This is a genomic window from Streptomyces sp. NPDC037273 (assembly GCF_055603625.1).
Window position 1 is genome coordinate 25,754 of the sequence record NZ_JBVJVO010000017.1, and the last position, 19,996, is coordinate 45,749.

Annotated in this window: 18 protein-coding genes and 1 tRNA gene; 15 read left to right on the forward strand and 4 right to left on the reverse strand. The window is 71.9% G+C overall.

What is annotated here, in order from left to right; all coding sequences use genetic code 11:
• Positions 1–250: 250 nt before the first annotated feature.
• Genes ACZ7G1_RS32740 through ACZ7G1_RS32755 form a run of 4 tightly spaced genes read left to right on the forward strand, consistent with a single transcriptional unit; the run spans position 251 to position 5,313 of the window.
• A complete protein-coding gene (locus ACZ7G1_RS32740; protein ID WP_470876398.1) occupies positions 251–1,690 on the forward strand; it encodes a pyridoxal phosphate-dependent decarboxylase family protein in 1,440 nt (479 codons plus the stop codon).
• On the forward strand, positions 1,677–2,960 hold the full coding sequence (locus ACZ7G1_RS32745) for a lysine N(6)-hydroxylase/L-ornithine N(5)-oxygenase family protein (RefSeq protein WP_470876399.1): 1,284 nt from the start codon (positions 1,677–1,679) through the stop codon (positions 2,958–2,960). Before ACZ7G1_RS32740 ends, ACZ7G1_RS32745 begins: the two co-directional genes overlap by 14 nt.
• Positions 2,957–3,487, forward strand: a complete 531-nt coding sequence (locus ACZ7G1_RS32750; RefSeq protein WP_470876400.1) for a GNAT family N-acetyltransferase — start codon at positions 2,957–2,959, stop codon at positions 3,485–3,487. The genes ACZ7G1_RS32745 and ACZ7G1_RS32750 overlap by 4 nt, the downstream gene beginning before the upstream one ends.
• Positions 3,484–5,313, forward strand: a complete 1,830-nt coding sequence (locus tag ACZ7G1_RS32755; RefSeq protein ID WP_470876401.1) for an IucA/IucC family protein — start codon at positions 3,484–3,486, stop codon at positions 5,311–5,313. The genes ACZ7G1_RS32750 and ACZ7G1_RS32755 overlap by 4 nt, the downstream gene beginning before the upstream one ends.
• 89 nt (positions 5,314–5,402) lie before the next feature.
• Here the strand turns inward: ACZ7G1_RS32755 and ACZ7G1_RS32760 are convergent, their stop codons facing one another.
• Positions 5,403–5,984, reverse strand: coding sequence for an RBBP9/YdeN family alpha/beta hydrolase (locus ACZ7G1_RS32760; protein WP_470876402.1), 582 nt, complete (start codon positions 5,982–5,984; stop codon positions 5,403–5,405).
• Between the two features lie 74 nt (positions 5,985–6,058).
• Between ACZ7G1_RS32760 and ACZ7G1_RS32765 the strand changes: the two genes are divergently transcribed.
• Both ACZ7G1_RS32765 and ACZ7G1_RS32770 read left to right on the forward strand, forming a co-directional pair.
• Positions 6,059–6,667, forward strand: coding sequence for a TetR/AcrR family transcriptional regulator (locus ACZ7G1_RS32765; protein ID WP_470876403.1), 609 nt, complete (start codon positions 6,059–6,061; stop codon positions 6,665–6,667).
• A gap of 92 nt (positions 6,668–6,759) precedes the next feature.
• The gene (locus ACZ7G1_RS32770; RefSeq protein WP_470876404.1) at positions 6,760–7,980 is read left to right on the forward strand and encodes an FG-GAP-like repeat-containing protein; all 1,221 of its coding nucleotides are present in this window, start codon (positions 6,760–6,762) and stop codon (positions 7,978–7,980) included.
• A gap of 21 nt (positions 7,981–8,001) precedes the next feature.
• On the opposite strand, the gene ACZ7G1_RS32775 is transcribed toward ACZ7G1_RS32770, so the two are convergent.
• On the reverse strand, positions 8,002–9,618 hold the full coding sequence (locus ACZ7G1_RS32775) for a beta-N-acetylhexosaminidase (protein WP_470876405.1): 1,617 nt from the start codon (positions 9,616–9,618) through the stop codon (positions 8,002–8,004).
• Between the two features lie 190 nt (positions 9,619–9,808).
• Here ACZ7G1_RS32775 and ACZ7G1_RS32780 point away from each other — a divergent pair, with 190 nt between their 5' ends.
• Both ACZ7G1_RS32780 and glmS read left to right on the forward strand, forming a co-directional pair.
• On the forward strand, positions 9,809–10,084 hold the full coding sequence (locus ACZ7G1_RS32780) for a hypothetical protein (protein ID WP_470876406.1): 276 nt from the start codon (positions 9,809–9,811) through the stop codon (positions 10,082–10,084).
• A gap of 56 nt (positions 10,085–10,140) precedes the next feature.
• The gene (gene glmS / locus ACZ7G1_RS32785; protein ID WP_470876408.1) at positions 10,141–11,958 is read left to right on the forward strand and encodes a glutamine--fructose-6-phosphate transaminase (isomerizing); all 1,818 of its coding nucleotides are present in this window, start codon (positions 10,141–10,143) and stop codon (positions 11,956–11,958) included.
• Between the two features lie 125 nt (positions 11,959–12,083).
• On the opposite strand, the gene ACZ7G1_RS32790 is transcribed toward glmS, so the two are convergent.
• A complete protein-coding gene (locus tag ACZ7G1_RS32790) occupies positions 12,084–12,644 on the reverse strand; it encodes a GPR1/FUN34/YaaH family transporter (RefSeq protein ID WP_470876410.1) in 561 nt (186 codons plus the stop codon).
• Between the two features lie 175 nt (positions 12,645–12,819).
• Positions 12,820–13,341, reverse strand: coding sequence for a universal stress protein (locus tag ACZ7G1_RS32795; RefSeq protein WP_015033782.1), 522 nt, complete (start codon positions 13,339–13,341; stop codon positions 12,820–12,822).
• A 343-nt stretch (positions 13,342–13,684) separates the two neighbouring features.
• On the opposite strand from ACZ7G1_RS32795, the gene ACZ7G1_RS32800 reads away from it, so the two are divergent.
• The 7 genes from ACZ7G1_RS32800 (at position 13,685) to ACZ7G1_RS32830 (ending at position 19,920) form a co-directional block, all read left to right on the forward strand.
• Positions 13,685–14,077: a hypothetical protein gene (locus ACZ7G1_RS32800; RefSeq protein ID WP_470876412.1), complete on the forward strand. Its 393-nt coding sequence runs from the start codon at positions 13,685–13,687 to the stop codon at positions 14,075–14,077.
• A 415-nt stretch (positions 14,078–14,492) separates the two neighbouring features.
• Positions 14,493–15,656, forward strand: a complete 1,164-nt coding sequence (locus ACZ7G1_RS32805; protein ID WP_470876414.1) for a helix-turn-helix domain-containing protein — start codon at positions 14,493–14,495, stop codon at positions 15,654–15,656.
• Between the two features lie 115 nt (positions 15,657–15,771).
• Positions 15,772–16,374, forward strand: coding sequence for an oligoribonuclease (gene orn / locus ACZ7G1_RS32810; protein ID WP_470876416.1), 603 nt, complete (start codon positions 15,772–15,774; stop codon positions 16,372–16,374).
• A 117-nt stretch (positions 16,375–16,491) separates the two neighbouring features.
• Positions 16,492–16,564: transfer RNA gene (locus ACZ7G1_RS32815), tRNA-His, on the forward strand.
• Between the two features lie 166 nt (positions 16,565–16,730).
• A complete protein-coding gene (locus ACZ7G1_RS32820) occupies positions 16,731–18,116 on the forward strand; it encodes an ABC transporter substrate-binding protein (protein WP_470876418.1) in 1,386 nt (461 codons plus the stop codon).
• Between the two features lie 11 nt (positions 18,117–18,127).
• Positions 18,128–19,099 carry a carbohydrate ABC transporter permease gene (locus ACZ7G1_RS32825; RefSeq protein WP_470876420.1) on the forward strand — a complete coding sequence of 324 codons (972 nt, stop codon included), beginning with the start codon at positions 18,128–18,130 and terminating at the stop codon, positions 19,097–19,099.
• Positions 19,096–19,920: a carbohydrate ABC transporter permease gene (locus tag ACZ7G1_RS32830; RefSeq protein WP_470876422.1), complete on the forward strand. Its 825-nt coding sequence runs from the start codon at positions 19,096–19,098 to the stop codon at positions 19,918–19,920. Before ACZ7G1_RS32825 ends, ACZ7G1_RS32830 begins: the two co-directional genes overlap by 4 nt.
• Positions 19,921–19,996 lie beyond the last annotated feature (76 nt).

A 19,996-nucleotide genomic window follows, 5' to 3' on the forward strand; every position in this document is an offset into this window, starting at 1 on the left:
CGCGGCCTCCCGCGCCACCGACCACCCCCGCAGCCGCAGCCGCAGCCGCACATCACCGACCACCCCCCACACCCGCGCGTCCGGCCCGTCCCGTCGGCGCGCGACCGGCCTCCCCGCCGGGTCAATGGCCCCCCAGCCTTTCGAGGTTGGGGGGCCATTGCGTCGGTAAATTAGGTTAGGCTAACCTAAGTCCTGTTGGTCGCCCGTCGATCCAGGCCGTCCCGGCGTTCCCTCCCGAAAGGGCCCCCACATGCGCTCCCACCTGCTCAACGACGCCACAGCGGAGAGCTACCGGCGCTCCGTCACCGAAGGAGTCGAGCGCGTGGCGGGCAAACTCGCCTCGACGCGCGGCCCGTTCACCGGCGTGACGCCGGCCGAACTCGCGCCCGTCGTCGACGCCGTCGACCTCGACCGGCCGCTCGGCGACGCCTCGGCCGCGCTCGACGAGCTGGAGGACGTCTACCTGCGGGACGCCGTCTACTTCCACCACCCGCGCTACCTGGGCCACCTCAACTGCCCGGTCGTCATCCCCGCCGTCCTCGGCGAGGCCGTCCTCTCGGCCGTCAACTCCTCGATGGACACCTGGGACCAGAGCGCCGGCGGCACGCTCATCGAGCGGAAACTGATCGACTGGACCACCGGCCGGATCGGCCTCGGCCCCGCCGCCGACGGCGTGTTCACCAGCGGCGGCACGCAGTCCAACCTCCAGGCCCTGCTGCTCGCCCGCGAGGAGGCCAAGACCAAGGACCTCGCCAGGCTCAGGATCTTCTCGTCCGAGTGCAGCCACTTCAGCGTCCAGAAGTCGGCCCAGCTCCTCGGCCTCGGCCGGGACGCCGTCATCGCCATCCCGGTCGACCGCGAGAAGCGCATGCAGTCCGTCGTCCTCGCCGCCGAGCTGGAGGCCTGCCGCGCCGAGGGCCTCGTCCCGATGGCGATCGTCGCCACCGCCGGCACCACCGACTTCGGCTCCATCGACCCGCTGCCCGAGATCGCCGCCCTCGCCGAGGAGTACGGCGCCTGGATGCACGTCGACGCGGCCTACGGCTGCGGCCTGCTCGCCTCCCGCACCCGCCGCCACCTGCTCGACGGCATCGAGCACGCCGACTCGGTCACCGTCGACTTCCACAAGTCCTTCTTCCAGCCGGTGAGTTCCTCAGCGATCCTGGTCCGCGACGGCGCCACGCTGCGCCACGCCACGTACCACGCGGACTACCTGAACCCCCGGCGGACGGTCGCCGAGAGGATTCCGAACCAGGTCGACAAGTCCCTCCAGACCACCCGCCGCTTCGACGCGCTCAAGCTGTGGATGACGCTGCGCGTGATGGGCGCCGACGGCATCGGCGAACTCTTCGACGAGGTGTGCGACCTGGCACAGGAGGGCTTCGCCCTGCTCGCCGCCGACCCGCGCTACGACGTGGTCGTCGAGCCGCAGCTCTCCACCCTCGTCTACCGCTACATCCCGGCCGAGGTCACCTCGCCGGAGGCCGTCGACCGGGCCAACCTGCACGCCCGCAAGGCCCTGTTCGCCTCGGGCGAGGCCGTCGTCGCCGGCACGAAGGTGGACGGCCGCCAGTACCTCAAGTTCACCCTGCTCAACCCCGAGACCACCGCGGCCGACATCGCCGCCGTCCTCGATCTGATCGCCGGCCACGCCGAGCAGTACCTGGGAGAGAACCTTGTCCACGCCTGAGACGGCTGAGATCCACGACTTCATCGGCATCGGGCTCGGTCCGTTCAACCTCGGACTCGCCTGCCTGACCGAGCCGATCGACGAGCTGAACGGCGTCTTCCTGGAGTCCAAGCCGGACTTCGAGTGGCACTCGGGGATGTTCCTCGAAGGCGCCCACCTCCAGACGCCGTTCATGTCGGACCTGGTCACGATGGCCGACCCCACCTCGCCGTACTCCTTCCTCAACTACCTGAAGGAGAAGGGCCGGCTGTACTCGTTCTACATCCGCGAGAACTTCTACCCGCTGCGGACCGAGTACAACGACTACTGCCGCTGGGCCGCCGGGAAGCTCTCCTCCATCCGCTTCTCCACCACCGTCGCGACCGTCGTCTTCGACGAGACCGACGAGGTGTACGTGGTCACCACCGAGTCCGGCGAAACGTTCCGCTCACCCCGGCTCGTCCTCGGCACCGGCACCCCCGCGTACGTCCCCGAGACCTGCCGGGACCTCGGCGGCGACCTCATCCACAACTCGCGCTACCTCCCGCACAAGGAGGAGCTCCAGAAGAAGAAGTCGATCACCCTGGTCGGCAGCGGCCAGAGCGCCGCCGAGATCTACTACGACCTCCTCAGCGAGATCGACGTCCACGGCTACCAGCTCAACTGGGTGACCCGCTCCCCCCGCTTCTTCCCCCTCGAATACACCAAGCTCACCCTGGAGATGACCTCCCCGGAGTACGTGGACTACTTCCACGCGCTCCCCGAGCAGACCCGCTACCGCCTGGAGACCCAGCAGAAGGGCCTCTTCAAGGGCATCGACGGCGAGCTCATCGACGCCATCTTCGACCTGCTCTACCAGAAGAACCTGAACGGCCCCGTCCCCACCCGGCTGCTCACCAACTCCGCGCTGCACACCGCCTCGTACGACGAGACCGCCGGCACGTACACGCTGGGCTTCCGCCAGGAGGAGCAGGAGAAGGACTTCCGCGTCGAGACCGAGGGCCTGATCCTCGCCACCGGCTACAGGTACGCCGTCCCCGCCTTCCTCGATCCGGTCCGCGACCGGCTCCGGTGGGACGGCCAGGGCCGCTTCGACGTGGCCCGCAACTACGCGATCGACACCACGGGCCGCGGCGTCTTCCTCCAGAACGCCGGCGTGCACACCCACTCGATCACCTCGCCCGACCTCGGCATGGGGGCGTACCGCAACGCGTACATCATCGGCGCGATGCTGGGATACGAGCACTACCCCGTCGAGAAGACCATCGCTTTCCAGGAGTTCGCGGCATGACCGTATCGATACGTCCCTTCGACCCGTCGAAGGACGCCTCGCTGATCCACCCGTGGGTCACCGACCCCAAAGCCGCCTTCTGGATGATGCAGGGAGCCACGCTCCAGGATGTCGAACGGGAGTACGCGGCGATCACCGCCCACCCGCACCACGACGCCTTCATCGGCCTGGTCGACGGCGAGCCCGCCTTCCTCATGGAGCGGTACGACCCCTCGAAGCTGGAGCTGGTCGGCCTGTACGAGCCGCTGCCCGGCGACGTCGGCATGCACTTCCTCGTCGCGCCCACCGACACCCCCGTGCACGGCTTCACCCGCCGGGTGATCACCGCCGTGATGACGGAGCTGTTCGCCGACCCGGCGACCGCGCGGGTCGTCGTCGAGCCCGACGTCGGCAACAAGGCCGTGCACGCGCTCAACGAGGCCGTCGGCTTCGTGCCCGAGCGCGAGATCCAGAAGCCGGAGAAGAAGGCCCTGCTGAGCTTCTGCACCCGCGCCCAGTTCGAGGCGGCCCTGGCGGTGGCGGCATGACCCTCACCGCGCCCGTCCCCGGCCCCCTCGCCGGCCTCGTCACCGCGCCCGTCGCCGCCGACCCGGTCGCCCACCTCACCCCCGAGCGCTGGGCCGACGCCAACCGCGCCCTGATCCGCAAGGGCCTCGCCGAGTTCGCCCACGAGCGGCTGCTGAACCCGCAGGAGCTGGGCGACAGCCGCTACCAGGTGCTCAGCGACGACGGCACGACCGAGTACCGCTTCACCGCCGACCGGTTCGCCCTGGACCACTGGCAGGTCTACCCCGAGTCGATCAGCCGCCACCGCGGCGACGAGCAGCTGCCGCTGGACGCGCTGCTGTTCATCACCGAACTCCGCGGCGCCCTCGGCCTCAGCGACGAGATCCTCCCGGTCTACCTGGAGGAGATCTCCTCCACCCTCGCCGGCACCGCCTTCAAGGCCGGCAAGCCGCCCGTCACCTCCGCCGAACTGGCCCGCGCCGGCTTCCAGGCGATCGAGACCGGCATGACCGAGGGCCACCCCTGCTTCGTCGCCAACAACGGCCGGCTCGGCTTCGGCGTCGACGAGTTCCGGGCGTACGCCCCCGAGGCCGCGAGCCCCCTCCACCTGATCTGGCTCGCCGCCCGCCGCGACCGCGCCACCTTCACCGCCGGCGCCGACATCGAGTACGAGGCCTTCATCCGCGCCGAGCTGGGCGAGGCGGCGGTGGACGGCTTCGCCGCGACCCTGGCCGCCCGCGGCCTGGACCTCGCCGACTACCTCCTCATGCCGGCCCACCCGTGGCAGTGGTGGAACAAGCTCTCCGTCACCTTCGCCGCCGAGGTCGCGCAGCAGCGCCTGGTCTACCTGGGCGAGGGCGACGACAGCTATCTGGCCCAGCAGTCCATCCGTACCTTCTTCAACACCACGGACCCGGCCAAGCACTACGTGAAGACGGCACTGTCCGTCCTCAACATGGGCTTCATGCGCGGCCTCTCCGCCGCCTACATGGAGGCCACCCCGGCCATCAACGACTGGCTCCACCAGCTCATCGAGTCGGACTCCGTCTTCGCCGCCGCCCGCTTCTCGATCATCCGCGAGCGCGCCGCCGTCGGCTACCGGCACCTGGAGTACGAGGCCGCCACCGACCGCTACTCGCCCTACCGCAAGATGCTGGCGGCCCTCTGGCGCGAGTCCCCCGTCCCCACCCTCGCCGAGGGCGAGCGCCTGGCGACGATGGCCTCCCTGCTCCACGTCGACCACACCGGCGCGTCCTTCACCGGCGCCCTGATCAAGGAATCGGGTCTGGAGCCCGCGGTCTGGCTGCGCCGCTACCTCGACGCCTACCTGCTGCCGGTCCTCCACAGCTTCTACGCCTACGACCTGGCCTTCATGCCGCACGGCGAGAACGTCATCCTGGTCCTCGACGAGCGGGGCGCGGTCTCCCGGGCGATCTTCAAGGACATCGCCGAGGAGATCGTCGTCATGGACCCGGCCGCGGTCCTGCCGCCGGCCGTCGAGCGCGTCCGCGCCGAGGTCCCCGAGGACATGAAGCTGCTGTCCGTCTTCACCGACGTCTTCGACTGCTTCTTCCGCTTCCTCGCCGCCACCCTCGCCGCCGAGGGCGTCCTCGACGAGGACACCTTCTGGCGCACCGTCGCCGACTGCGGCCGCGCCTACCAGGCCTCGAAGCCCGAGCTCTCCGACCGCTTCGCCCAGTACGACCTCTTCGCCCCCACCTTCGCCCTCTCCGCCCTCAACCGCCTCCAGCTGCGCAACAACAAGCAGATGGTCGACCTGGCGGACCCGTCGGCGGCCCTCCAGCTGGTCGGCGACCTGTCCAACCCGCTGGCCCGTTTCGCTTAGCGGGCCGGCCCCGAACCGATGCGAGCCCCACCGGAGTACGGTCCTCCGGCGGGGCTCGCGTCTTCGCTCCACCCCCCGGGTCCCGTCCCTCAGGCGTCCAGCAGCTCGGTGACCAGCCGTACGGCCTCCGGCACCTCGACGTGGTCGTCCGGGGTCGCGCCGAAGTGGGCGCCGGTCGGCGTGACGACGGCCGTCGCGCCGAGGCCCTGGACCAGCAGGCGGACGTGCGCGGTGGGGTCGGGCTGGTTGACCGGGTCGTCCATGGCCTGGAGGACCCGGAAGTTCCGGGCGGCCCGGCGGATGCGCTCCCAGTCGAACCCGCCCTCGAAGAACTCGGCGAGTGCGTCGTAACCGACTTCGTGCGCCGAGGCGGCCACCAGGAGGACGCCCGCGAACACCCCGTCGGCGGCGGGGTCGTGGCTCTCCAGGAAGCGCAGCACGTTGACCGCGCCGATGCTGTGTCCGACGAGCACGGTGGACTCGGCCGATCCGGCCGCCCTGACCGCCTCGCCGTACGCCGTGCGCCACGGCTCCCGTCGCGGCGCGGCGGTGTCCGGCAGCCGGGGCACGGTGACCCGGTGCCCGGCCGCCCCCAGCTCCTTGGCCAGGTACGGGAACCAGACGCTGTCGTCGCTCGCGCCGTAACCGTGTGACACCACGATCTCGCTCATGATCGATCCACTCCCCTAAATCAAAACGATCCGTTGCGTTTCGATTGAAGGTAGCACACTGCTAGCGTGAGTTCGTGCCCACCGGAGAAACCCCCACCCGCCGCACCGGCGGACGGACCCGCAGCGAGGACGCCCACCACGCCGTCCTCGCCGCCGCCATCGAGCTCGTCGAGGAACTCGGCTACCAGGCCGTCACCATCGAGCGCATCGCCGCCCGCGCCGACGTCGCCAAGAGCACCGTCTACCGCTGGTGGAAGTCGAAGCCCGTCCTCGTCATGGACGCCTACCGCGCGACCGTCGAGCAGCGGATGCCCGAACCCGACACCGGCTCCCTCGCGGACGACCTGACCGCCTTCACCGCCGCCCTCTACGGCGTGTCCGAGCACGAGCTGCGGATGCGGGCCCTGCGCGGCCTCATGGCCGAGGCTCAGCTCGACCCCGCCTTCGCCGTGCCTTTCCGGGAGTGGGTCGAGAGCCGGCGCGCCGCCGTCCTCGCCCTGCTGGCCCGCGGGGTGGACCGCGGGGAACTCCCGCCCACCGCCGACCTGGAGGCGGCCACCGACCGGATCTTCGGCCTCTTCTGGTACCGCCTGCTCGTCGGCCACCAGCCCCTCGACCCCGGCCAGGCCGCCGCCCATGTCGACCAGCTGCTGGACGGACTCCGCGGAATCGGCACCGCCTGACCAGGCCCACCCGGCACCGGCGAAGGTGGGCGAGGTGTCGTTCGTACAATCTTTCGGCGGGTCGGCGGACCGACCCGCCGGAAAGGGAACACGTGCGCACCATGATCAAGCGCGGCCTGGCGTCACTGCTGAGCCTCGCGACCTTGGGCGGCCTCGCCGTCGCGACGGCCTCGCCCGCCCAGGCGGCCGTCTCCGACTGCCCGGCGGGCTACTTCTGCGCCTGGACGCAGGAGAACGCGCAGGGGTCGATGCTCAAGACGAAGACGAACCTGGCCACGATGGGTTCGTCGGGCACCCAGGTCCGTTCGTACATCAACCGGACGTCGGTGTACGCGTGCCTGTACGAGTCCCCTGAGTACAAGTGGTACGACGGCTACTACCCGGTGGCCCCGTCGGTCAACGGCTCCTGGACCTCCGGAACCGACGACAAGGTCTCCTCGGTGAAGTTCGTCCGGACCCAGCGCGAATGCTCCCGGGGCGCCTACCCCTCGTGGCGCGCGACGGCATCGCCCACGGCGGCCGGCTTCGGCGACCTGAACCGTGACGGCAGGGCCGACGTGCTGGTACGGGACCTGGTGGGGCGGCTGTGGTTCCTGCCCGGCGACGGTTCGGGCCGGCTGGTCGGCACCGGCGGTTGGAACGCCATGAACGCCTTCGTGCGCCACGGTGACCTCACCGGCGACGGCCGCGAGGACGTCATCGCCCGCGAGGGCGCGACCGGCAGGCTGTGGCTGTACACCGGCGCGGGGACGGGCGGGCTCGGCGCGCGCAAGCTCATCGGCTCGGGCGGCTGGAACGCCATGGGCCTGATCGCGGGCGTCGGCGACCTGAACCGGGACGGCCGGCCCGACCTGCTGACCGTCGAGAAGGCCACGGGCAGGCTGTGGCTCTACCCCGGCACCGCCTCCGGCGCCCTCGGGTCCCGCAAGCTCCTCGGGGCCGGCGGCTGGAACGCCATGAACGCCCTGGTCGGCCCCGGCGACACGAACGGCGACGGCCGGGTCGACGTGATCGCCCGGGAGAGGTCCACGGGCCGGCTCTGGTCCTACCCGGGGACCGCTTCTGGCGGCCTCGGCGCCCGGAAGCTGATCGGGACCGGCGGCTGGAACGCGATGGACGGCTTCCTCGCGGTCGGCGACACCACCGGCGACGGCCGCGCCGACCTCGCGACCGTCACCAACAGCTCCTACGTCCTGCGCGGTTTCCCGGGGAACCCGGGATGGCTGGTCTCCTACCGCGGCCTGGGCACCGGCGCCTTCGCTGCCGGCGAGGCGACCGACGGCGAGTGGTGGGGGCTCAACGGCGCCTTCTGACCCGCGGGCGCGAACCCCTCTCTACCGCTCCCCCCAGGGCACCTGCGGGGAGCGGTAGTAGGGGATGCCGAGGGCGTCGAGACGGGGGGCCTGTTCGGCGAGGCGCACCTTGTAGGTGTCCCAGTCGTGGGTGGCGGCCGGTGACCAGGCGAGTTCGGCGATGCCGGGCAGCCGCGGGAAGGCCATGACGTCGAGGTCGGCGGGGGTGGCGAGGGTCTCGGTCCAGAGGGGCGCCTCGATGCCGCGGACGGCGGCATCGGGGACGCCGGGGAGGTAACCGGCGGGGTCCCAGTCGTACGAGCGCCGGACCTCCACCGTCCCGGCCCAGGTGAGGCCGAGCGGGGTGTCCTTCGTGTACTTCATGTCGAGGTAGGTGCGGTCGGCCGGGGACAGGACGAGGCCGGTGCCGGCCCGGGCGGCCGCGGCGACGCGCTCCTTCTCGGCGGCGGGGGTGCGGTCGATGCCCCAGTACTGGACGAGGGCGCCGGGCGCGGGGCTCGCGCCGGTGAGCTGGTGCCAGCCGATGACGGTCTTGCCGTACTTGGCGACGACGGGCTGGACCCGGTCCATGAAGGCGACGTAGTCCTCGTGGCTGGTGGAGCGGGCCTCGTCGCCGCCGATGTGGAGGTAGCGGCCGGGGGTGAGGGCGGCGAGCTCGCGGATCACGTCGTCGACGAAGTCGTACGTGACGGGCTTGGGCGCGCAGAGGGAGCTGAAGCCGACCTTGGTGCCGGTGTAGAGGGGCGGGGCGACGCCATCGCAGTTGAGCTCGGCGTAGGAGGAGAGGGCGGCGTTGGTGTGCCCCGGCATGTCGATCTCGGGGACGACCTCCTGGTAGCGGGAGGCGGCGTACCGGACGATCTCCCTGTACTGGTCCTTGGTGTAGAAGCCGCCGGGGCCGCCGCCGACCTGGGTGGAGCCGCCGTGGGCGGTCAGGTGGGGCCAGGAGTCGACGGCGATGCGCCAGCCCTGGTCGTCGGAGAGGTGCAGGTGCAGGGTGTTGATCTTGTAGAGGGCGAGCTGGTCGATGAACCGCTTGACCTCGTCGACGGTGAAGAAGTGGCGGGACACGTCGAGCATCGCGCCCCGGTAGGCGTAGCGCGGGGTGTCGGTGACGGTGCCGCCGGCGATCCTCCAGGGCCCGGCCTGGACGGTGCGGTGCTCGACGGCGGAGGGCAGCTGCTGGCGCACGGTCTGGACGCCGCGGAAGAGGCCGGCGGGCGCGTGGGCGGTGAGGGTGAGGCCGTCGGGTGCCGAGTCGAGCCGGTAGCCCTCCTCGCCGAGCGCGGTGTCCTCGGGGTCGATCCGGAGCCGGATGCCGCCCCGGGCGGCCGACTCGTCGACGACGGGGAGCGGGAAGCCGGTGGCGGGGCGGAGCAGGCCGGCGAGGTAGCGGCCGACGGCCCGGGACTCGCGTGAGGCGCCGTCGACGCCGATGCGGGTGGCGCGGGTCAGGGTGTACGGCTCTCCGCCGGGCGTGACGGAGGCGGGCACGGGCACGATCCGGCCGAGCGGGCGTACCTCGGGTTCGGCGGCGGCGGTCCGGGTGCCCGCGGAGGCCTCGCCGCAGGCGACGCCGGCGGTGGCGAAGAGGAGCAGGGACCCGATGAGTCGGGGGATCCTTCGGCGCTGTGTCACGGGCTGCTCCCCTTCGGGCGTTGGACGCGTCTTCCGGTTCTATATCCGCGTCGTGACCATGCGTACCGCCCTGACTCCGATGGGTCAAGGTCTGGACCAATCACCCCCCTCAAGCCCCGGATCATGGCCCGCCTGCCCGATTTCGGGCAGGATTCTTGCGGAAACGAGGCGGGGCCCTCAGTATTCATGGGTGCTCGAACGCCGAACGTCGCACGACGACCTCATCGACCACCTGGTCCGCAGCACCGCGCTCCAGCGCGGTGAGGCCGCCCGGGTGGTGCTCGACGTCCTGGCGTACTTCGACGAGACGACCGAGGAGTTCGTCCGCCGCCGGCACCGCGAACTGCAGTCCGGCGGGGCGGTGAACGCCGAGATCTTCGAACGGATCTCCGGCGAACTGCCCCACCGGGCCGTCGCGCCGCAGGAGCTCTCGCTCCGGCAGCTGCGCCGCATCGTCTACGGCTGAGACCGGCCGGGACACACGGCCGGGCACACTCACCAACCTGGAGGGGTAACACCTATATGTGCGGAATTGTCGGTTACATCGGTAAGCGTGACGTCGCCCCGCTGCTGCTGGAAGGCCTCCAGCGGCTCGAGTACCGGGGTTACGACTCCGCCGGCATGGTCATCACCAGCCCGAAGGCCTCCGGCCTGAAGATGGTGAAGGCCAAGGGCCGGGTCCGTGACCTCGAAGCCCGCGTCCCCAAGCGCTTCACCGGCACCACCGGCATCGCCCACACCCGCTGGGCCACCCACGGCGCGCCGAGCGACATCAACTCGCACCCGCACCTGGACCCCGAGAACAAGGTCGCCGTCGTCCACAACGGCATCGTCGACAACGCCCAGGAGCTCCGCGCCAAGCTGGAGGCCGACGGCGTCGTCTTCGCCTCCGAGACGGACACCGAGGTCATCACCCACCTCATCGCCCGCTCCCAGGCCGAGACCCTCGAGGACAAGGTCCGCGAGGCGCTCAAGGTCATCGAGGGCACCTACGGCATCGCCGTCATGCACGCCGACTTCAACGACCGCATCGTGGTGGCCCGCAACGGCTCCCCGGTCATCCTCGGCATCGGCGAGAAGGAGATGCTCGTCGCCTCCGACGTCGCCGCACTGATCGCCCACACCCGCCAGGTCGTCACCCTCGACGACGGCGAGATGGCCACCCTCAAGGCCGACGACTTCCGCACCTACACCGTCGCGGGCGCCTCCACCACCGCGACCCCGGAGACCGTCGAGTGGGAGGCCGCCTCCTACGACATGGGCGGCCACGACACGTACATGCACAAGGAGATCTCCGAGCAGCCCGACGCGGTCGACCGCGTGCTGCGCGGCCGGATCGACGACCGCTTCTCCACCGTGCACCTCGGCGGCCTGAACCTGGACGCCCGCGAGGCCCGCTCCATCCGCCGCATCAAGATCCTCGGCTGCGGCACCTCGTACCACGCCGGCCTCATCGGCGCCGGGCTCATCGAGTCGCTGGCCCGCATCCCCGCCGACGCCGAGCCGGCCTCGGAGTTCCGCTACCGCAACCCGGTCGTGGACCCCGACACCCTGTACATCGCCGTCTCCCAGTCCGGTGAGACCTACGACGTCCTCGCCGCCGTCCAGGAGCTCAAGCGGAAGGGCGCCCGCGTCCTCGGCGTCGTCAACGTCGTCGGCTCCGCCATCGCCCGCGAGGCCGACGGCGGCGTGTACGTCCACGCCGGCCCCGAGGTCTGCGTCGTCTCCACCAAGTGCTTCACCAACACGGTGACCGCCTTCGCGCTGCTCGCCCTCCACCTGGGCCGCATCCGCGACCTGTCCGTCACCGACGGCAAGCGGATCATCGAGGGCCTGCGCAAGCTGCCCGCGCAGATCCAGGAGATCCTCGAGACCGAGGACGAGATCAAGAAGATCGCCGCGGAGTACGCGGGCGCCCAGTCGATGATGTTCATCGGCCGCGTCCGGGGCTACCCCGTCGCCCTCGAGGCCTCCCTCAAGCTGAAGGAGATCTCCTACATCCACGCCGAGGCCTACCCGGCCTCCGAGCTGAAGCACGGCCCGCTCGCCCTCATCGAGCCGGCCCTGCCGACGGTCGCGATCGTCCCCGACGACGACCTGCTCGAGAAGAACCGCGCCGCCCTGGAGGAGATCAAGGCCCGCTCCGGCCGCATCCTCGCGGTCGCGCACCAGCCGCAGGCGAAGGCCGACCACACCATCGTCGTGCCGAAGAACGAGGACGAGCTGGACCCGATCCTCATGGGCATCCCGCTCCAGCTCCTCGCCTACCACACGGCGCTCGCCATGGGCCGCGACATCGACAAGCCGCGCAACCTGGCCAAGTCCGTCACGGTCGAGTAGCAGCGCCTCGGGGCCTGTCCCCCCGAGACCGCCCCGCCGGGCCTGTCCCCCGGCGGGTCGACCGGACACGAGAGAGGTCCCTGTCGCACACCCAGGTGCGACAGGGACCTCTCGCTTTCCCGTTGCTACCCCGCGGCCGGCGCGCTCGCCGCGCGGCGGAGCGAGGTGGGCCAGCCGGCCACCGCCGCCGTGGCGCCGTACCAGGCGACGAGGCCCGCGAGGGCGGCGACCCAGCCGCCCGCCTTGCCGAGGCCGCCGTTGTCGACGAGGGCGCCGATGCCGAGCAGCAGCAGGGCGACGAACAGCAGCCCGTACACGCCCTGTCCGAAGAGTCCGCTGCCCGAGGAGGCCACGGTCAGCGTGAGCGCGAGGAGCGCCCACAGGAGGAGGAAGAGGCCCGCGGCGTCGGCCGAGCCGCTGCCGCCGACCCCGGTCCCCCAGGTGAACCAGAAGGCGCCGAGCGCCGCGTACGCCGTGCCCCCTCCCTTGTCGCCCGCCTTCAGGGCGAGCATGCCGACGAGGAAGAGCGTGACCCCGCCGACCCAGGTGGCGAGGCCCGCGGCATCCGCTGCCGCGACGTGGTCGATGACCCCGGTGCCGCCCAGGCCGAAGGCCAGCAGGGTCAGTCCGAGGGCGAGGTGTCCGAGAGTGGAGGCGGTGTTTCCCGCGGCGACTTCGTTGTCCACGGCGGGCTCCCTTCAGGTGCGCAGTCGTGCTGCGTGAGCGCTGTGATCCGGTGACCTTTATGTACCCTTCACAAGCGCACAATTCACCTGAGGAAGGCCGAATTTATGGCCGGATGACGGCAGTTGAAGCAGAGACCTGACGGGCCGTACGGGACGGAAGGGGTCCGTCCGCGCGTTACGGGATGACGATGACGGGCCGCTGGGCGCGGCGCGCGAGACGGCCGGCGACCGAGCCGAAGATCCGCCCGACGATGCCGTGCGTGGAGCCGACCACGATCGCGTCGGCCGAGTACTCGCGGCCGACCTCCTCCAGCTCGTGGCAGATGTCGCCGCCGCGCTCGACGAGGATCCAGGGCACCTCGGAGAGGTGCTCGGCGCAGGCCAGCTCAAGGCCGAGGACCTCGGTGCGGTGGTCGGGCACGTCGACGAAGACGGGCGGCTCGCAGCCGGCCCACACGGTGGTGGGCAGCCGGTTGGCCACGTGCACGATGATCAGGCCCGATCCGGAGCGCCTGGCCATGCCGATGGCGTACGCGAGGGCTCGCTCACTGGACGTGGAACCGTCGAAACCGACGACGACCCCGTGCCGGAAGGCCGGGTCGCAGGCGTGACGTGGCTGTTCTACCGCGAGGGGGTCGACCGTGGAGTCGGCGACGCGCTTGCGGTCCGCGGGTTCGGGAAATTCGTGACCGGCCATCGGTGTCTCGGCGAAGAGGGTCCTCGTGGGAAGGGACGGGGAAAAGAGGGGACGAACGACGGGTGGCGGCGGAGCTGTGTCCGGGAATCATCTTCCCAACCCCATACCCCCAAGGGTACGGCGACACTCCTCTCCTGCCCAGAGCCCGCCGTGCCACTCCCGGCGTGCCCGCCGCTTCACGCGCGGCGTTCCAGGGAGCATGCACGAGCCGCTCGCGATCTGGCAATGCCGGTTGTGCCCTACAGGCGTCCGTACGGGGGCCAAACGGACGTCGCCCAGAGTGACCGGAACGTTCCGTTCCTCGTTGCCACAGGTCCAGCCCACCGTCGCAGGGAGACCGCCCGTGCCCGCACCATCGACCGCCGCCGGCCACACCCCCGCCGCCTCCTCCCCCACCCTCGGCGCGCCCCGCGGCCGCCGTCGGGCCCCCGCCTCCGCGCCGACCGCCGGCACCGCCGTCGCCGTCGCGGAGCCGGACCCGGCGACCGTCCCGGCCCCGGCCGGGGGTCCGGGGGCGGGGTCGGCGGGACCGGCCGACGACGTCGTCCGCTGGGCGGTCTTCTGCTGTGTCCTGGTGCCGGTGGTGCTCCTCGTCTACGGCACCTCGCTCGGCGGGGCCGCCGGCACCGCGTTCGGGCTCGTCTCGGTGACGGCGGCCTGCCGGCTGCTGCTGCGGCGCTCGGAGCGCGGACTGCGGGCCGAGACCCTGCGCGGCGGGCGCCGCGATCCGGCCTGAACGGGCCCGTCCGGCACCCCCGCACCCCTTCGAGTTGACAGGTTCGTACACCCGAACCCATATGATTTCAGCCAAGTTCCATGCCCCGGCGAGTCCTTGGCGGAACGATTGGCCAACCCCGCTATGGGCGCCGGGAAAAGCCCCGCCCCCAGCCCCCGCACCCCCCATGTACGGGGCCGTTCGCCGTCGCGCCGGCCTCTCGGCACCCCTCGGGGGGCGGAGCTCACGATCGATCGCTTCACGCCAAGTTGCCTTGTCGACAATCCACCGGATGGAGAACTTGTCACGCCGGCGCCACGGGACACAGTAGATTCGATCATGGGTACCGAAGACTGGGGTCTCGTGCAAAACCGAGGGGAAACGTGCAGCAGCGACACGACCAGGGAGACGCGAACACCGAGGGGGGCTTAGCGTCATGAGCCAGGACTCCGCCGCACCGGAGGCCGCACGGAAGCTGACCGGGCGCCGCCGTCGCGAAGTCGTCGCGGTGCTGCTGTTCAGCGGCGGCCCCATCTTCGAGAGCTCCATCCCGCTCTCCGTGTTCGGCATCGACCGGCAGGACGCCGGCGTGCCCCGTTACCGGCTGCTCGTCTGCGCCGGTGAGGACGGCCCGCTCCGCACCACCGGTGGACTCGAACTCACCGCGCCGTACGGCCTGGAGGCGATCAGCCGCGCGGGGACCGTCGTCGTCCCCGCCTGGCGCTCGATCACCTCGCCGCCGCCGCCGGAGGCGCTCGAAGCGCTGCGCCGCGCGCACGAGGAGGGGGCCAGGATCGTCGGCCTCTGCACCGGTGCGTTCGTGCTCGCCGCGGCCGGGCTGCTCGACGGCCGCCCGGCGACCACGCACTGGATGTACGCGCCGACGCTCGCCAAGCGCTACCCGTCGGTCCACGTGGACCCGCGGGAGCTCTTCGTCGACGACGGGGACGTGCTCACCTCCGCCGGCACCGCGGCCGGAATCGATCTGTGTCTGCACATCGTGCGGACCGACCACGGCACCGAGGCCGCGGGCGCGCTGGCGCGCCGGCTGGTCGTCCCGCCGCGGCGCAGCGGCGGTCAGGAGCGCTACCTCGACAGGTCTTTACCTGAGGAGATCGGCGCCGACCCGCTGGCCGAGGTCGTCGCCTGGGCGCTGGAGCACCTCCACGAGCAGTTCGACGTGGAGACCCTGGCCGCTCGCGCGTACATGTCACGGCGGACCTTCGACCGCCGGTTCCGCTCGCTGACGGGCTCGGCCCCCCTCCAGTGGCTGATCACCCAGCGGGTGCTCCAGGCGCAGCGGCTGCTCGAGACCTCCGACTACTCGGTCGACGAGGTCGCGGGCAGGTGCGGCTTCCGCTCCCCGGTGGCCCTGCGCGGTCACTTCCGGCGGCAGCTCGGCTCCTCGCCGGCCGCCTACCGGGCGGCGTACCGCGCCAGGCGGCCGCAGAGCGAGGTCGGCACGGCCGTGCTCGACCCGGTCGTGGCCGGCCAGGTCCCGGCGGGCGTCCGGCGCCCGTCGCTCGACCCGGGCAAGCCGCCGTCCGACGTCTACGCCCCCGGCCGGGCCTCCCTGCCGGGCCAGCGCAGCGCCACATAACCAGACCCGCACGGCCACAAGCCGCGCACCGCAGGAACGACGGGCGCCCTGGGACACCTCCCCCGGGCGCCCGTCGGCCTGCTCGGCCCGGGTCCGTAGCCCCTAAGGTGGACACATGAACGATCGCATGGTGTGGATCGACTGCGAGATGACCGGGCTCTCGCTGACGGACGACGCACTCATCGAGGTGGCCGCGCTGGTCACCGACTCGGAACTGAACGTGCTCGGCGAAGGCGTGGACATCGTCATCCGACCGCCGGACGCGGCGCTGGAGACGATGCCCGAGGTGGTGCGCCGGATGCACACGAGCTCCGGGCTGCTCGACGCGCTCGCCGAGGGCACGACGCTCGCCGACGCGGAGGCCCAGGTCCTCGCGTACATCCGCGAGCACGTGAAGGAGCCGGGCAAGGCGCCCCTGTGCGGGAACTCGGTCTCCACGGACCGCGGCTTCCTCGCGCGGGACATGCCGGCCCTCGAGGGCCACCTGCACTACCGGATCGTCGATGTGTCCTCGGTCAAGGAGCTGGCCCGCCGCTGGTACCCGAGGGCGTACTTCAACAGTCCGGAGAAGAACGGCAACCACCGGGCGCTCGCCGACATCCGCGAGTCCATCGCCGAGCTGCGGTACTACCGCGAGGCGGTCTTCGTCCCGCAGCCCGGACCCGACTCGGAGACCGCGAAGCAGATCGCGGCCCGCCACGTCCTGCCCGCCGAATAACCCCCGCTCGCGCCCCCGGAAACCCGCTCGGGAAAACGCGGGCGCGAGCACCCCCCAGAACCCTGTAGACTTCTTCTCGGCCGGTCAGGGAAACCTTCGGGGAAACCGCCGGTCATGGTGGGTATAGCTCAGCTGGTAGAGCACCTGGTTGTGGTCCAGGATGTCGCGGGTTCGAGTCCCGTTACTCACCCTGATGGATTCAGGCCCCGGTTCGGAAGAATCGGGGCCTGAGTCATTTCCGCATGCCCGGGCCCGCCACCGGCGTACGTGACGGAGCACACATCGGCGCCCGAACGGGTGAGCGCCCGAGCCCAGTTCCCGCGCCCCGGAGAGGCCTCGCACTACGGTCGGGCGCCATGGGGTGGAGACACAGCCGGGACGGCACGGGGCCGGGAGGGCGCCGGGCGCGGGAAGCGCGGCCGGCTCGCGCCGCGCACCGGCTCCTCCTCGCCGTGCTCCTCGGCCTGGCGCTCTGCGCCGGCTGCGCGAGCGACCCCGTCGAGCCGCGTCCGGCGGACGGGGGACGGGAGGCGGTGGACGGGCGGGGGCGGCCGGTCACGCTCACCGTCGGGGTGTTCGGCACGTTCGGGTACCAGGAGGCCGGGCTGTACGACGCGTACATGCGGCTGCGTCCCGACGTCGCCGTCCGGCAGACCTCGCTGACCCGCAACGACGTCTACTACCCGCAGCTGCTCACCCACCTCACGGCCGGTTCCGGCCTCGCCGACGTACAGGCCGTCGAGGTCGGGAACATCGCGGAGGTGCTCGGCACCCAGGCCGGCCGGCTCGACCCGCTCGGCGCGGCCCCGGGGGTCGACCCGGGCGCGTTCCTGCCGTGGAAGTGGGCGCAGGGCACCGCCTCCGACGGCCGGACGCTCGCCCTCGGCACCGACATCGGGCCGCAGGCGATCTGCTACCGCAAGGACCTGTTCGCGCGGGCCGGGCTGCCGACCGAGCGCGGTGCGGTGGGGCGGCTGTGGGCCGGGGACTGGGGGAAGTACCTGGCGGCGGGCGTCCGTTACCGCGAGCGGGCCCCGGAGGGGACCGCGTTCACCGACTCCGCCTCGGGGGTCCTGGCGGCCGTCACGGGAAGCGCGGCCCTGCGCTACTACGACGAGCGGGGCGACCTGATCGTGGCGGAGAACCCCGCCGTGCGGGAGGCCTGGGACCTGGCGGCGGCGTTCGCCGGGCGCGGCCTCACGGCCCGGCTGCAGCAGTTCACGCCCGGCTGGGACCAGGCCTTCGCGAACGGGGCGTTCGCGACGGTGGCCTGTCCCGCCTGGATGCTCGGCTACATCGAGGACAAGGCGGGTCCGGCGGGGCGGGGCCGCTGGGACGTGGCCGCGGCGCCCCGGCCGGGCAGCTGGGGCGGCTCCTTCCTCGTCGTGCCGTCGGCGGGCCGGCAGCGCGCCGAGGCGGCCAGGCTCGCGGCCTGGCTGACGGCGCCCGCCCAGCAGGCCACGCTCTTCGCCCGGCGCGGCAGCTTTCCCAGCGCCTCCGCCGCCTACGCCCTCCCGGAGGTCGCGGAGGCCCGTCCCCCGTACTTCGGTGACGCCCCGGTCGGCGCGATCTTCGCCCGTGCGGCGCTCGGTGTCCCCCGCGCCCCGATCGGCCCCAAGGACGCCCTGGTCTCGCAGACCCTGGCCGACGTCGGCATGCTCCAGGTCGACCAGACGGGCCGCTCTCCGGAGTCGGCCTGGCGGGCGGCGATGAAGGCCATCGACAACGCCCTCGACCGGTGACCGGCGACCTGATGACGGAGACGAGGACCACGCCGGAGCCCGCGCGCCGGCCCGTCGCGCCCCCGCGCACCCGGACGGGCTCGCGCTGGGCTCCGTACGCGCTCGTGGCGCCGTTCTTCGTGCTGTTCGGCGCGTTCGGGGTGTTCCCGCTGGTCGCCACCGCCTGGGCGTCGTTCTACCGGATGGAGCTGACGGCGCCGGAGGCGCGGGAGTGGGTGGGTCTGCACAACTACGCGCGCCTCGTGGACGACGGGTTCTTCTGGAACGCGCTGGCGAACACGTGCGTCATCGGGGTCCTGGCCACCGTCCCGCAGCTGCTGCTCGCGCTCGGCGTGGCGCATCTGCTGGACGTGCGGCTGCGGGCCCGGGGCGTGTTCCGGGTCGTGGCGCTCGCCCCGTACGCGACGTCGGTGGCGGCGGCGACGCTGGTGTTCGCGCTGTTCTTCGGGCGGGACCACGGGATGGCCAACTGGGCGCTGGGGCTTGCCGGGATCGGTCCGGTGGACTGGCAGAACGGTCCGTGGGCGTCGAAGTTCGCGGTGGCGTCGATCGTGATCTGGCGCTGGACCGGCTACAACGCGCTGATCTACCTGGCGGCGATGCAGACGGTCCCGCACGAGCTGTACGAGGCGGCGGCCTTGGACGGGGCCTCACGGTGGCGGCAGTTCCTGCACGTGACGCTGCCGGGGCTGCGGCCCGCGATCGCGTTCACGGTGCTCGTGTCGACGATCGGCGCGATGCAGCTGTTCGGCGAGCCGCTGCTGTTCGGCAGCGGGGCGGGGGCGACGGGCGGCGCGGACCACCAGTTCCAGACGCTGGGTCTGTATCTGTACGAGCAGGGGTGGGTGAACCTCCATCTGGGGCGGGCCGCGGCGATCGCCTGGACGATGCTCCTGATCCTGGTCGTCCTGTTCGGCGCGGTCCGGCCCGCGCGGGCGGCCCTGGCGCGCCTGGAGGTCGTACGCGAGAGGCGGCGGCGATGAGGACGGTGCGGGCCGGCTGGGGGACGTACACCCTGCTCGGGCTGTTCGCGGCCGTCTCGCTGTTCCCGCTGGTGTGGACGGCGGTCGCGGCCTCGCGGACCAACACGCGCCTGGCGGCGACCCCGCCGCCCTTCCGGTTCGGGCGGAACCTGCCGCGGAACGTGGAGATCGCGTGGACGGACGCCCGGCTCGGCGAGGCGCTCGCGAACACCGCCGTGGTGGCCGGCGCGGTCGCGGCCGGCACGGTGCTGTTCTCGACGCTGGCCGGGTTCGCCTTCGCCAAGCTGCGGTTCCGCCTCCGGGGCACGCTGCTCCTCCTTGTGGGCGCGACGATGCTGATCCCGCCGCAGCTGGGCGTGGTGCCGCTCTATCTGCTGATCGCGCGGCTGCGCTGGACGGACGAGCTCCAGGCGGTGATCCTGCCCTCGCTCGTCTCCGCCTTCGGCGTCTTCTTCATGCGCCAGCACCTGAGGCGGGCGCTGCCGACCGAGCTCCTTGAGGCGGCGCGGATGGACGGGGCGGGGACGGCGCGGACGGTCTGGCACGTGGTGCTTCCGGCGGCCCGGCCGGCGATGGCGGTGCTCGGGATGCTGTCGTTCGTGGCCGCCTGGAACGACTTCTTCTGGCCGGTGCTCGCCCTGACGCAGACCGGCAACCCGACGGTGCAGGTGGCGCTGACGGGGCTCGGCCGGGGCACGGTGCCCGACCAGTCGGTGGTGATGGCGGGGGCCCTGCTCGGCACCCTCCCGCTGCTCGTCGTGCTCGCGCTGTTCGGGCGGCACATCGTGGGCGGGGTGATGCGGGGCGCGGTGAAGGGCTGAGGCCCGGGCGTTTCTCCCTCACCCGTACAGGCGAGGTGTTTCTTCCTCACCCGTACGGGCGAGGCGGTGATCCACT

What these genes read in the sequence shown, in the direction of transcription:
- ACZ7G1_RS32740 (WP_470876398.1), top strand. Translation starts at nt 251, where the DNA reads ATGCGCTCCCACCTGCTCAACGACGCCACAGCGGAGAGCTACCGGCGC.
- ACZ7G1_RS32750 (WP_470876400.1), top strand. Translation starts at nt 2,957, where the DNA reads ATGACCGTATCGATACGTCCCTTCGACCCGTCGAAGGACGCCTCGCTG.
- ACZ7G1_RS32755 (WP_470876401.1), top strand. Translation starts at nt 3,484, where the DNA reads ATGACCCTCACCGCGCCCGTCCCCGGCCCCCTCGCCGGCCTCGTCACC.
- ACZ7G1_RS32760 (WP_470876402.1), bottom strand. Translation starts at nt 5,984, where the DNA reads ATGAGCGAGATCGTGGTGTCACACGGTTACGGCGCGAGCGACGACAGC.
- glmS (WP_470876408.1), top strand. Translation starts at nt 10,141, where the DNA reads ATGTGCGGAATTGTCGGTTACATCGGTAAGCGTGACGTCGCCCCGCTG.
- ACZ7G1_RS32795 (WP_015033782.1), bottom strand. Translation starts at nt 13,341, where the DNA reads ATGGCCGGTCACGAATTTCCCGAACCCGCGGACCGCAAGCGCGTCGCC.
- ACZ7G1_RS32805 (WP_470876414.1), top strand. Translation starts at nt 14,493, where the DNA reads ATGAGCCAGGACTCCGCCGCACCGGAGGCCGCACGGAAGCTGACCGGG.
- orn (WP_470876416.1), top strand. Translation starts at nt 15,772, where the DNA reads ATGAACGATCGCATGGTGTGGATCGACTGCGAGATGACCGGGCTCTCG.
- ACZ7G1_RS32820 (WP_470876418.1), top strand. Translation starts at nt 16,731, where the DNA reads ATGGGGTGGAGACACAGCCGGGACGGCACGGGGCCGGGAGGGCGCCGG.
- ACZ7G1_RS32825 (WP_470876420.1), top strand. Translation starts at nt 18,128, where the DNA reads ATGACGGAGACGAGGACCACGCCGGAGCCCGCGCGCCGGCCCGTCGCG.
- ACZ7G1_RS32830 (WP_470876422.1), top strand. Translation starts at nt 19,096, where the DNA reads ATGAGGACGGTGCGGGCCGGCTGGGGGACGTACACCCTGCTCGGGCTG.